The following is an 11,939-nucleotide window of genomic DNA, read 5'->3' on the forward strand; positions in this document are numbered from 1 at the left end:
TCCTGTTCGTCGGGATGTTCCGGGTGCGAGGAGACCGATGGCTGACCGGTTGGCAGGGGTGCCGCTCGCCCCGTACACGACGTTGCGGACGGGCGGACCGGCCCGGGCGTTCACGCAGGCGCGGACGCAGGACGAGCTGGTCGCGATCGTGGCCGAGGCCGACCGTGAGGGCGAGCCCGTGCTGGTGCTCGGCGGTGGCAGCAACCTCGTGGTGTCCGACGACGGGTTCGACGGGCTCGTGGTGCGCGTCGCCACCCGGGGCGTGGAAGCAACATCCGAGAACGGCCGCGCGCGGGTCACCGTGCAGGCGGGGGAGGACTGGGACGCCCTGGTCGCCCGCTGCGTCGCCGAGGGCTGGTCGGGGGTCGAATGCCTGTCGGGCGTTCCCGGGCTGGTGGGCTCCACCCCGATCCAGAACGTCGGCGCGTACGGGCAGGACGTCTCGCAGACCGTCGCCGTCGTCCGCGTGTACGACCGGAGGGCCGGCGAGGTGAGGGACCTCACGGCGGCCGAGTGCGGCTTCGCCTACCGGCACAGCGCGTTCAAGCACGACCCCGACCGGCACGTCGTGCTGGCCGTCACCTATGCCCTGGAGCGCTCCCCGCTGTCGGGGCCCGTGGCCTACAAGGAGCTGGCCGCGCGGCTCGGTGCGGAGATCGGCGCGCGGGTGCCGCTGGCCGACGCGCGGGAGGCGGTGCTGGAGCTGCGACGGGGCAAGGGCATGGTGCTCGACCCCGGCGACCCGGACACGCGCAGCGCCGGGTCGTTCTTCACCAATCCCGTGCTCGGCCCGGAGGAGGCGGCGGCCCTGGCGCTGCGGGCCCCCGGCCATCCGCGCTGGGACACGCCCGACGGCATGGTCAAGGTGCCGGCGGCATGGCTGATCGAGAACGCCGGGTTCCCCAAGGGCTACGAGAGGGGCCGGGTCCGCATCTCGACCAAGCACACGCTGGCCCTCACCAATCCCACGGGCGAGGCGGGCGCGGCCGAGCTGCTGGCGCTGGCCCGCGAGGTGCGCGAGGGCGTGCACGAGAAGTTCGGGGTGTGGCTGGTCAACGAGCCCGTGCTGGTGGGAGCAAGTCTTTAGCTCGGTTAAACTGGGACAACACCGAAGGGGAGTAGTCCGAAATCCACTGATCGACACACTGGCGGTTCGTCCGCCCGGTCGTGGAGCCCTCGTGGCGGACGAGACCTTCGGCCCGACAGTCATGATCACATGCTGCCGGGCCGAAGTCGTGCCCGAACTCCCCGGGTGACGCACGGCGGCCCGGTCGCATCTCCCCTGTAGGAAGGCGACCCCGTGCAAGCCCTCTGGATCTCCCTCGTCGTCATCTTCGTGGCGGAGCTCGGCGACAAGAGCCAGCTCATGGCCCTGACCTTCGCGACCCGGTTCAAGACGGGGCCGGTGCTCGCCGGAATCACCGTGGCGACCGCGCTCGTCCATCTCGTCAGCGTCGGCCTCGGCAGGGTCGTCGGCGACGCCCTCCCCACCACCGCCATCTCGATCATCGCGGGCCTGGCGTTCCTCGCCTTCGCGGCGTGGACGCTGCGCGGCGACGAGCTCACCGAGGAGGAGAAGGGCAAGGCGGCCAAGACCACCCGCAACGCGTTCATCGCCGTCGCCGTGGCGTTCTTCCTCAGCGAGCTGGGCGACAAGACCATGCTCGCCACCATCACGCTGGCCACCCAGCACGGCTGGTTCGGCACGTGGGTCGGCTCGACCGTGGGCATGGTCGTCGCCGACGCGCTGGCCATCCTGGTGGGCCGGTTCCTCGGCACGCGCCTGCCCGAAAAGTGGATCAAGTATGGCGCGGCCGCCGCGTTCGCCGTCTTCGGCGTGCTGCTGCTGGTCGAACCCCTGTTCGCCTAATCGAGTAGAGACAGGCGGTGGGCCGCGGCGGCGGCCTCGCCCCGGGTCGACACGCCGAGCTTGGGCAGGATGTTCGACACGTGCACGCTCACGGTCTTGGCCGAGATGAACAGCTCCGCCGCGATGTCCCGGTTGCTGCGCCCGGCCGCCACCAGGCGCAGCACCTCCAGCTCGCGCGGGGTCAGGTCGGCCTGCCGTACGGGCTCGGACGGCGTGGGCCCGGAGAGAGGAGCGCCCAGGCGGCGGGCCAGCGTCTCGATCTGGGCGACCAGAGGGGCCGCGCGCAACGCGACCGCGAGCGGGCAGGCCTCGCGCAGCCGCGCCGAGGCCCCCTCGCGGTCGCCGCTCGCGGCGGCGGCCGTGGCGCCGTGCAGGAGCGCCTTCGCCTGGACGTACGGACGGCCCAGCCGGCGCCACGCCTCGGCCGCGGCGTCGAACTCGCCCCGGTAGACCAGCCCGAACGCCTCGTTCACCGGACCGTCGCCCAGGTTGACGGCCAGCCGGTCGCCCAGCCCCCGCACGTGGGCCACCCGGTCGGAGGCGACCGGAGCCGCCGCGTCGCAGACGTATCGGACCGAGGCGAGCAGCCGTCCGGCGAGCATGGCCTTGCGGGCCAGCGGCGGGTCGTCGAGCGCCCCCTCCAGCACGTCGAGGGCCTTCAGGGGCTCGCCGCGCAGCAGGTGCCACGCGAGACGCAGGCGGACGTTGTTCGTCCACTCCTGGGTCTGTTCGTCCCGGTGCGGGGAGAAGGCGCCGACCTCGGTGAGGATGTCCTGTGCGAGGGTTTCTTCGCCGCGCGCGATCGCGATGTCCGCGCGGACCCGCAGCATGTGCCACCGGTTGCGCAGGGTCGGTCCCATCGTCAGGGACCGCTCGATGATCTCGACGGCCTCGTCCCACCGGCCGAGCGACTCCAGCGCCTCCGCCCGGTTGTTGGCGATGAACGTGCCCTGGTGGCGGAACCTGCCGAACCGCCGGGCGAGCTTCTCACCCTCCAGCGCGAGCGCCACGGCCTCTTCCGAACGGCCGAGGTTGTCGAGGGCGTCGACGTTGTTGGCCAGGGCGCGCAGGATGATGCGGGGCGAGTTCAGGCGGGTGCCCATCGCCAGCGCCTGCTCGTTGAGCGCGAACGTGGTCTCCAGGTCGCCGTTGATGGAGTGGCCGAGCGCCAGGTTGATCAGGAGGTCGGCCTCCTGCACCTCGTCACCCATCTCGCGGGCGATGCGCTGCGCCTCCTCGGTGAGCGCGGTGCCCTCGGCGACCCCGTCGGCGCACATCAGGGTCTGGCCCAGCCGGGTCAGCACGAGTGCGCGCACGTCGCCGGGCTCCGGGACCAGCCGCTCGGCGTGCCACAGATACTCCAGGCTTCCCGGCTTGCCCTTGTGCGCCTTGACGTTGGCCATGCGGACCAGCAGTTCGGCCACCCGCTCGGGGGAGGTCTGCTCGTCCAGCTCGGCCAGCGCGCCGCGCACGTACTTCTGGCTCTGCTCCATTTCGCCGCTGAGGAAGGCCGCCTCAGAGGCTCGCTCCAGCACCGTGCAGTGGTCGTGGCCGATGCGCTCGGCGGCGTCGGGGACCTTGTCCCACAGCGTCAGCACGCGTTCGAGCAGCTGGATCTGCTCGGTGTAGGCGAACGACTTGGCCGCCTTCTCGGCCGCCTCCCACGCCGAGATCAGCGCCCACAGGTCGTCGCGCGCGGAGTACCAGTGATGGGCGATCTCGATGGCCGCCCGGCCCGGGGGCACCAGAGCGCGGTCGCGGTCGATCTCCTCGGCGTACCGCGCGTGCATCCGCGCGTGCTCGCCGGGCAGCAGCTCGTCGTGGACCGCCTCGCGGATCAGGGCGTGCCGGAACGCGTACGCCCCGCCGTCGGCCACCTGCAGCACGTTGGCCGCGATGGCCGGCCGCAGCGCGTTCTCCAGGTCCACGTCGGACAGGCCGCTGACCGCCGCGAGCAGGTCGTGACCGACGCGCACGCCCCCGGCGGCGGCGATCCTGAGCACCCGCTGGCTCTCCTCGGGCAGCCGCTCCACCGATCCGATGATCAGGTCGTGCAGCGAGTCGGGGAACGAGCACTCGTCGCCGCAGTCGAGCAGCGCCTCCACGAACAGCGGGATGCCGCCGCTGCGGTCGAAGACCCGGTCCACGTTGGCGAACTCGGGGGTCACCCCGAGGATCCCGGCCATCTGCGCGGCGACCTCGTCCTGGGTGAAGCGGGGCAGGTCCACCCGGACCACGCCGTCGACCCGCCCCAGCTCGGCCAGCACCGGCCGCAGGGGATGGGTGCGGTGCAACTCGTCCGAGCGGTATGTCATGACCATCAGGACGGGAGCCGACCTGAGGTTGCGGCTGAGGAAGGCGATGAGGTCCCGGCTGGAGCGGTCGGCCCAGTGGATGTCCTCGATGACGAGCACCACCGGCCGCCGCTCGGCGAGGCGCTCGAGCAGGGCGAGGATCAGCTCGAACAGCCGGGCGCGGGCCGACTCGGTCTCGCCGTCGCCGCTCGGCTCGCCGAACTCGGGCAGCAGCCTGGCCAGGTCGCGGGCGGCGCCGTCGGGCAGCAGGGCGGCGACCTCGGCCGCGCCGCACTCCCGGACGAGCTGCCGCAGCGTGGCGGTGAACGGCGCGTAGGCCAGGCCCTCCGCGGACAGCTCCACGCAGCCCCCGACGAGCACGTGGGCGCCGTCCTGCGCGGCCTGCTCAGCGAACCGGCCGGCGAGGCGGGTCTTCCCCACGCCCGCCTCGCCCCCGATGAGCACTGCCGCGGTGGCCTGCTTGCGCGCCTGGTCATAGGCCTCGCCCAGGGTTTCCAGCTCCGCGCCCCGCCCGACGAAAACGGGGCTCACCGCCCGGCGTGTCATGTCCTCAAGCATGTCATGACCCTTTGCGTGGGTTCGCTTGAATTTTCGGAGCCCTTGTCACGGCGGCTGAAAGGCCCGGCCGGGAGGGAGGGTCCGGCCGGGCCTTCGTACGCGTCTCATGAGGTGCGGAGCTTGCCGAAGGCCGCACGCAGCCGGCGCTGGCCGGAGCGCTCCTGAGCCTTCCTGCCCGCCTGCGCCTGGCGGGCGCGGCGGTGGGCGGCGGCCTCCTCCTGAAGCTCGGCCGCCCGGTTGATCATTACCTGGTAGTGCAGTTCGGGACCCATCAGAGCGTCTCCTTGTTTCGGGTCTCTTCTCGTACTCCTCAAGGTTCGGTCTAAGGCGTGGTGCGGCACATCGGGCGGATGCCCTATCTCTGGCACGGCCCGACGGCGTAGGACTTCTAAGGCGGGTAAGGAGATGCCTTAGGAACGCCTGGGTCCCCGGGTTTGGAATCATTCCGCGTGGTCGGGGATGCTGGTCTCGTGCCAACTATGACTACTCCGCTCGCGGAGGTCGCCTCCTCACCCTCGACGCTGCGTGCGTTCCTGCACGGCCTTCCCGGGGTCGACAGGGTCGGGGCGGACGCCCGGGCCGCGATGCTGGGCACGCGATCCATCAAGACGACCGCCAAGAAGCAGGCCATCGACATGGCCATCCGGATGGTCGACCTCACCACCCTGGAAGGCGCGGACACCCCCGGCAAGGTCAGGGCGATGTGCGCGAAGGCGGTGCGGCCCGACCCCGGCGACTCCTCCGTGCCGCCGGTCGCCGCCGTCTGCGTGTACCCCGACCTGGTCGCGACCGCCGTCGAGGCCCTCGCCGGATCCGGCGTGAAGGTGGCGTCCGTCGCCACGTCGTTCCCCAGCGGCCGGTCCTCCCTTGAGGTGAAGGTCGCCGAGACGTCCCTCGCCGTGGCCGCGGGAGCGGCCGAGATCGACATGGTCATCGACCGCGGCGCGTTCCTCGCCGGCGACTACCTCAAGGTGTACGAGGAGATCGTCGCCACCAAGGAGGCCTGTGGTCGTGCCGGAGGCGCGCAGGGAGGGCGTCGTGCCGGAGGTGCGCAGGGAGGGCAGGGTGCGCATCTGAAGGTGATCCTGGAGACCGGCGAGCTCGCGACGTACGACAACGTGCGGCGGGCCTCCTGGCTCGCGATGATCGCCGGGGCGGACTTCATCAAGACCTCGACCGGCAAGGTGTCGCCGGCCGCGACGCTCCCGGTGACGCTCGTCATGCTGGAGGCCGTGCGCGACTTCCTGGCCGCGACCGGCCGCAAGGTGGGCGTGAAGCCCGCCGGCGGCATCCGCACCACCAAGGACGCGATCAAGTATCTGGTGCTGGTCAACGAGACCGCCGGGCCGGACTGGCTCGACCCCGACTGGTTCCGCCTCGGCGCCTCCTCGCTGCTGAACGACCTGCTCATGCAGCGGCAGAAGATGGCCACCGGCCGGTACGCCGGTCCCGACTACTTCACGCTGGACTGAGGGCTGGACTGAGGCATGTTCGAATACGCACCCGCACCAGAGTCGCGGGACATCGTCGACATCCGGCCGTCGTACGGCCTTTTCATCAACGGCGAGTGGGTCGAGCCGCAGGGCGAGGAGCGCCACAAGACCGTCAACCCGGCCACCGAGGAGGTGCTCGCGGAGGTCGCGTGGGCGGGGGAGGCCGACGTCGACCGCGCGGTCCAGGCGGCGGCCAAGGCGTTCCCCGTGTGGTCGGCCATGCCGGGCGCGGAGCGGGCCAAGTACCTGTTCCGGATCGCCCGGATCATCCAGGAACGGGCGCGTGAGCTGGCGGTCCTGGAGACGCTCGACAACGGCAAGCCGATCAGGGAGTCCCGCGACGTGGACCTCCCGCTGGTGGCCGCCCACTTCTTCTACTACGCCGGCTGGGCCGACAAGCTGGCCTATGCGGGGTTCGGCCCTGATCCCCGGCCGCTGGGCGTGGCCGGGCAGGTCATCCCGTGGAACTTCCCGCTGCTCATGCTGGCCTGGAAGATCGCGCCCGCGCTGGCCTGCGGCAACACGGTCGTACTCAAGCCGGCCGAGACCACGCCGCTGACCGCGCTGGCGTTCGCCGACATCTGCCGTCAGGCCGACCTGCCGCCGGGGGTCGTGAACATCGTCACCGGCGCGGGCGGGACGGGCGCCGCGCTCGTCAACCACCCCGGCGTGGACAAGGTCGCCTTCACCGGCTCGACCGAGGTCGGCCGCCTCATCGCGAGGAGCCTCGCCGGGACGCGCAAGAAGCTCACGCTGGAGCTCGGCGGCAAGGCCGCCAACATCGTGTTCGACGACGCGCCGCTGGACCAGGCCGTCGAGGGCATCGTCAACGGCATCTTCTTCAACCAGGGCCACGTCTGCTGCGCCGGATCGCGGCTGCTGGTGCAGGAGTCGATCGCCGCCGACCTGCTCGAGGCGCTCAAGCGGCGCCTCGGCACGCTCCGGCTCGGCGACCCGCTGGACAAGAACACCGACATCGGCGCGATCAACTCGGCCGAGCAGCTCGCCAAGATCCGCGAGCTGTCGGAGGCGGGGGAGGCCGAGGGCGCCGAGCGCTGGTCGCCCGCCTGCCCGATCCCCGACCGCGGCTACTGGTTCCCGCCCACCCTCTTCACCGGCGTGGCCCAGTCGCACCGCATCGCCCGGGAGGAGATCTTCGGGCCGGTGCTGTCGGTGCTGACCTTCCGCACCCCCGCCGAGGCGGTGGAGAAGGCCAACAACACGCCGTACGGGCTGTCGGCGGGCGTGTGGACCGAGAAGGCCTCGCTCATGCTGTGGATGGCGTCCCGGCTGCGGGCCGGCGTCGTCTGGTCCAACACGTTCAACCGGTTCGACCCGGCCTCGCCGTTCGGCGGCTTCAAGGAGTCGGGCTACGGTCGCGAGGGCGGGCGGCACGGTCTGGAGGGCTATCTTGCGCTGTGATCATTCCTCCGGCCGCCCGTCCTGCAGGTGCGCCGACGGGCAGCGCCGCCGCCTGACGCGCCGGGCGCGCGCCGGTGCCGGGGAGGGCTTCTCCCGGGGCCGCCGCTCCCGCCGCTTCGCCGTACGGCACGGCTGGTTCGCGCACCGTGGCGGCGTGTGCCGCTGCGGCCAGACCTACCAGCCGGCCCGTCCTCTGGAGATTGGAACCTTCGATGAGTGAGCGCACCGAACGCCTGAGTGTGCGCAAGACGTACAAGCTGTTCATCGGCGGCGCGTTCCCGCGTTCGGAGAGCGGAAGGTCGTATGTCGTGACCTCCTCCAAGGGCGACTTCATCGCCAACGCGGCCAGGGCCTCGCGTAAGGACGCCAGGGACGCGGTCTCGGCCGCGCGGAAGGCGTTCCCCGGCTGGTCGGGCGCCACGGCGTACAACAGGGGCCAGATCCTGTACCGGATCGCCGAGATGCTGGAGGGCCGCCGCGCGCAGTTCGTCGCGGAGATCACCGCCGTGGGCGGTGTGGGGGCCAAGCAGGCCGGCGAGATGGTGGACGCGGCGGTCGACCGGCTGGTCTGGTACGCGGGCTGGTCCGACAAGATCGGGGCGGTCCTCGGGTCGGCCAACCCGGTCGCCGGGCCGTACTTCAACCTGTCGAGCCCGGAGCCGACCGGCGTGGTGGCCGTGGTCGCCCCGCAGGGACCGCTGCTCGGGCTGGTCAGCGTGATCGCCCCGGTGATCGTGACGGGCAACACCTGCGTGGTGGTGGCCTGCGAGCGGGCGCCGCTGCCGGCGATCACGCTGGCCGAGGTGCTGGCGACCTCCGATCTGCCGGGCGGGGTGGTGAACATCCTCACCGGCTCGGCCGCCGAGATCGCCCCCTGGCTCGCGGGCCACATGGACGTCAACGGCATCGACCTGACGGGCGCGGACGCCGAGCTGGCCGTCACGTGTGAGGAACTGGCCGCGGAGAACCTCAAGCGGGTGCTCCGGCCGCCGGTGGATCGCGTGGACTGGCTCGCCGACCCCGGCATCGAGCGGATGACGGCGTTCCTGGAGACCAAGACCGTCTGGCATCCGATCGGGGTCTAGCCTTTCGCGAGGGCCAGGAGGAGCTCGGCGTTCGTCCCCGTGTTCTTCAGCGTGGTGAGGAAGCGCTCGAACGCCTCCTGGTCCTGCAACGCCCGGCGCAGCCGCCAGATCAGCGGCTGCTCCGCCGGGTGGAGCAGCAGTTCCTCACGGCGCGTGCCGGAGGCGACGACGTCGACGGCGGGGAAGACGCGGCGGTCGGCCAGGCTCCGGCTCAGCTTCAGCTCCATGTTGCCGGTGCTCTTGAACTCCTCGAAGAGGTTGTCGTCCATCTTCGAGCCGGTCTCGACCAGCGCGGTGGCGAGGATCGTGAGCGAGCCGCCGCCGGAGATGTTGCGGGCGGCGCCGAGCACCTTCTTGGGCTGGTGCAGGGCCCGGGCGTCCATGCCGCCCGTGAGCACGCGTCCGCCGCTCGGCGCGGCCATGTTGTACGCCCGGCCGAGGCGGGTGATCGAGTCGATGAGCACGACCACGTCACGGCCCGCCTCCACGAGCCGCTTGGCCCGCTCGACGGCGAGCTCGGCCGCGGTGATGTGGTCCTGGGGCGCGCGGTCGAAGGTCGAGGCGATCACCTCGGCCTGGACCGACGCGCGCATGTCGGTGACCTCCTCGGGCCGCTCGTCCACCAGGACGACCATGAGGTGGCATTCGGGGTGGTTGGTGGTGATCGCGTTCGCGACGGACTTGAGGAACATCGTCTTGCCGGCCTTCGGCGGGGCGACGATCAGGCCGCGCTGGCCCTTGCCGATCGGCGCGAACAGGTCGATGACCCGTGTGGTCAGGACGTTCCGCGTCGTCTCCAGGCGCAGCGGCTCGTCGGGGTGGATCGGCACGAGGTCGGCGAAGTGCGGTCTCGCGGTGTCCACGGGCTCGCCGTTCACGATCGTGACGGCGGTGAGCCTGCCGTTCTGGGCGACGCCGCGGACCTGGTCGCCGCGGCGCAGGTCGAGCGCGTCCGCGAGCGCGGCCGGGACCGTCACGTCCTTCGGGCCGGGCAGGTAGCCGTTCGTACGGATCACCGTGTTCCTGCCCGACCTGTCGAGCAGGCCGGTGACCTCGGTGGCCGGGGTGTCCTTCGTACGGGCCGGCCTGGTGCGGGTAACGCCGCGCGGCTTGGGAACGCTGAGAGTGGTGGTGGTCATGGAACTCCTCGGGCTGGAGATGTCTGGGAAAGCGTGGGTGGGCGCGATCGCCTGCCGGAGCGGGATTCGCGCGGGTTTCACGGAGAGGCCGAAGCAGGAAGGCCGACCGGAGTGTGGGGCGCGTATGGGCTCACAGACAGAGCCAGAACCATACGACTTGCCGCTGACTATAACAGGCTCACCGGCCGCGGTGATTCCTCATGATCGCGCTACCGGGACTGCAAGGCGTCGAGCGCCACGGCCATGGCGATGACCAGGCGGCGGTCGAGGCGCGGATCGCGGATCTCGATGGCGTACCGGTCGCGCAGTCCCCACCTGCGGTCGACCGAGAACGCGATCGAGGCGCCGATGCTGAAGTCGAAGTGGTACGGCAGCCACTCCAGGGAGTCGGAGAACCGGCGTAACAGGGCGACCGTCAGGCGCCGCTCCTGCCCGGTCAGCGTCGGCAGTCCCGGCTGCTGGAGGTGCCAGGTCGAGCGGAGCAGCGACCGGCCGAAGTCCTTGCGGAACGTCCCGATGGAGTTCCCGGTGTCGTCCACCACGTCGTACTCACCCGCGAGGTCGAGGACCTTGCGCGCCTTGAACCCGGCCAGCGCCGCCTGGCGTGACTCGTCCGTGTAGAGCGTCACCTGCTCCTTGAGGGCCATCCGCTTCTGCTCGGCGAAGGCCACGGCCTCGCCTTCCGAACCGTCGGGGTCAGCCACATGGACGACGTACCTGTTCACCATCATGGTGATCTTCTGGCGCAGGTACAGGCGGGTCTGTGCCTGCAGGGCCGCTAATTCCATGCGAGACTCCAAGGACGGTCGTTTGTCTCCCTATATGCCCTCTTCCCGAAGAAGATCACCAGTGAGATGCCGTCGAATCGACGGCCGGTGCGCCGGACGGCCGTCAGTGACCATAACCACACTTTTCGGGCTTGTAGCTCCAAGGGAACATCCCTATAAGGTAAGCCTTACCTAAATAGAGCCTTGGCAGGGAGTCTCCGTATGTCTCTCCGGCACCGCGGTATCGGTCTCGGTATCGGCGCCGTCGCAGTCGCACTCTCACTGGTCGGCTGCGGCGCATCCTCCGGCACCGGCACCGGCACCGGCACCGGCTCGGGCAAGCCCGCCGCCGAGGCCGCCCAGAAGGCCGTCGCCAAGGGCGGCGCGGACTTCGGCACCGCCGCGGAGAAGACCGCCGCTATGGGCACCACCGCCAAACCGGGCGAGTGGCCGCGCACCGTCACCCACGCCATGGGCACGACCGAGATCAAGGCGCAGCCCACGCGGGTCGTCGTCCTGGACGTCGGAGAGCTCGACAACGTTGTGTCCCTGGGCGTCAAGCCGGTCGGCTTCGCGCCCAGCGAGGGCTCTCCCGAGCTGCCGTCCTACCTGAAGCAGGACGCCGGCACCCCGCAGAACATCGGCACGATCAACAACCTCAACCTGGAGGCGATCGCCGGGCTGCACCCGGACCTGATCCTCGGCAGCCAGTTGCGCGCCGCCGAGCAGTACGACGAGCTGTCGAAGATCGCCCCCACCGTGTTCTCCATCCGTCCCGGGTTCACCTGGAAGGAGAACTACCTCCTCAACGCGGCCGCCCTCGACAAGACTGAAGAGGCCAAGGCGAAACTCGCCGAGTACGACCGCAAGGTGAAGGACCTCGGCGCGAAGCTGGGCGACCACAAGCCCGTCGTCTCGATGGTGCGCTTTATGCCCAACGGCGTGATCCGGCTCTACGCCAACGCCTCCTTCATCGGCACCATCCTCAAGGACGCCGGCATCCCGCGCCCGGCCAACCAGGACATCCCCGACCTCGCCGCGGAGGTGAGCGCGGAGAACATCGACCAGGCGGACGCCGACGTCATCTTCACCGGTGTCTACGGCGATCCGAAGGCCACCGACAAGTCGGCGGTCCAGGGCAATCCGCTGTGGGCGAACCTCAAGGCGGTCAAGGCGGGGCACGCCTACGAGGTCCCGGACGAGACCTGGTATCTCGGCCTCGGAGTCACCGCCGCGATGGAGGTCGTCGGGGATCTGGAGAGGTACCTGGCCGGATAGGCGCGCGGTCCC

At 70.8% G+C, this 11,939-nt stretch carries 10 protein-coding genes; 6 read left to right on the forward strand and 4 right to left on the reverse strand.

Annotated elements, in window-relative coordinates:
* Positions 1-37 precede the first annotated feature (37 nt).
* Both ACIBK1_RS07080 and ACIBK1_RS07085 read left to right on the forward strand, forming a co-directional pair.
* Positions 38-1,087, forward strand: coding sequence for a UDP-N-acetylmuramate dehydrogenase (locus ACIBK1_RS07080; protein ID WP_030510786.1), 1,050 nt, complete (start codon positions 38-40; stop codon positions 1,085-1,087).
* A 213-nt stretch (positions 1,088-1,300) separates the two neighbouring features.
* Positions 1,301-1,870 (forward strand): TMEM165/GDT1 family protein, encoded by a 570-nt coding sequence (locus ACIBK1_RS07085; RefSeq protein WP_363417178.1) that lies wholly within the window; start codon positions 1,301-1,303, stop codon positions 1,868-1,870.
* Here ACIBK1_RS07085 and ACIBK1_RS07090 read toward each other — a convergent pair.
* Together ACIBK1_RS07090 and ACIBK1_RS07095 are read right to left on the reverse strand one after the other, a co-directional pair.
* Positions 1,867-4,731 (reverse strand): ATP-binding protein, encoded by a 2,865-nt coding sequence (locus tag ACIBK1_RS07090; RefSeq protein WP_396733016.1) that lies wholly within the window; start codon positions 4,729-4,731, stop codon positions 1,867-1,869. The two genes, ACIBK1_RS07085 and ACIBK1_RS07090, sit on opposite strands and share 4 nt — an antisense overlap.
* 116 nt (positions 4,732-4,847) lie before the next feature.
* Entirely contained in the window at positions 4,848-5,015 is a 168-nt protein-coding gene (locus tag ACIBK1_RS07095) for a hypothetical protein (RefSeq protein WP_156081123.1), read from the reverse strand.
* 207 nt (positions 5,016-5,222) lie between these two features.
* Here ACIBK1_RS07095 and deoC point away from each other — a divergent pair, with 207 nt between their 5' ends.
* From deoC to ACIBK1_RS07110, 3 genes are all read left to right on the forward strand, one after another.
* Positions 5,223-6,215 (forward strand): 2-deoxyribose-5-phosphate aldolase, encoded by a 993-nt coding sequence (deoC, locus tag ACIBK1_RS07100; RefSeq protein ID WP_030510789.1) that lies wholly within the window; start codon positions 5,223-5,225, stop codon positions 6,213-6,215.
* Positions 6,216-6,230: 15 nt separating this feature from the next.
* On the forward strand, positions 6,231-7,658 hold the full coding sequence (locus tag ACIBK1_RS07105) for an aldehyde dehydrogenase family protein (RefSeq protein ID WP_030510790.1): 1,428 nt from the start codon (positions 6,231-6,233) through the stop codon (positions 7,656-7,658).
* A 212-nt stretch (positions 7,659-7,870) separates the two neighbouring features.
* Positions 7,871-8,743, forward strand: coding sequence for an aldehyde dehydrogenase family protein (locus tag ACIBK1_RS07110; RefSeq protein WP_030510791.1), 873 nt, complete (start codon positions 7,871-7,873; stop codon positions 8,741-8,743).
* On the opposite strand, the gene rho is transcribed toward ACIBK1_RS07110, so the two are convergent.
* Positions 8,740-9,882, reverse strand: a complete 1,143-nt coding sequence (gene rho / locus ACIBK1_RS07115; RefSeq protein ID WP_396733019.1) for a transcription termination factor Rho — start codon at positions 9,880-9,882, stop codon at positions 8,740-8,742. The two genes, ACIBK1_RS07110 and rho, sit on opposite strands and share 4 nt — an antisense overlap.
* 209 nt (positions 9,883-10,091) lie before the next feature.
* The gene (locus ACIBK1_RS07120) at positions 10,092-10,670 is read right to left on the reverse strand and encodes an LURP-one-related/scramblase family protein (RefSeq protein ID WP_030510793.1); all 579 of its coding nucleotides are present in this window, start codon (positions 10,668-10,670) and stop codon (positions 10,092-10,094) included.
* A 201-nt stretch (positions 10,671-10,871) separates the two neighbouring features.
* Here ACIBK1_RS07120 and ACIBK1_RS07125 point away from each other — a divergent pair, with 201 nt between their 5' ends.
* Complete coding sequence (locus tag ACIBK1_RS07125; protein WP_396733022.1) at positions 10,872-11,927, forward strand: ABC transporter substrate-binding protein; 1,056 nt, start codon at positions 10,872-10,874, stop codon at positions 11,925-11,927.
* Positions 11,928-11,939: the final 12 nt, after the last annotated feature.

Source organism: Microbispora rosea, assembly GCF_044460045.1.
In the GTDB taxonomy this organism is placed as follows: domain Bacteria; phylum Actinomycetota; class Actinomycetes; order Streptosporangiales; family Streptosporangiaceae; genus Microbispora; species Microbispora rosea.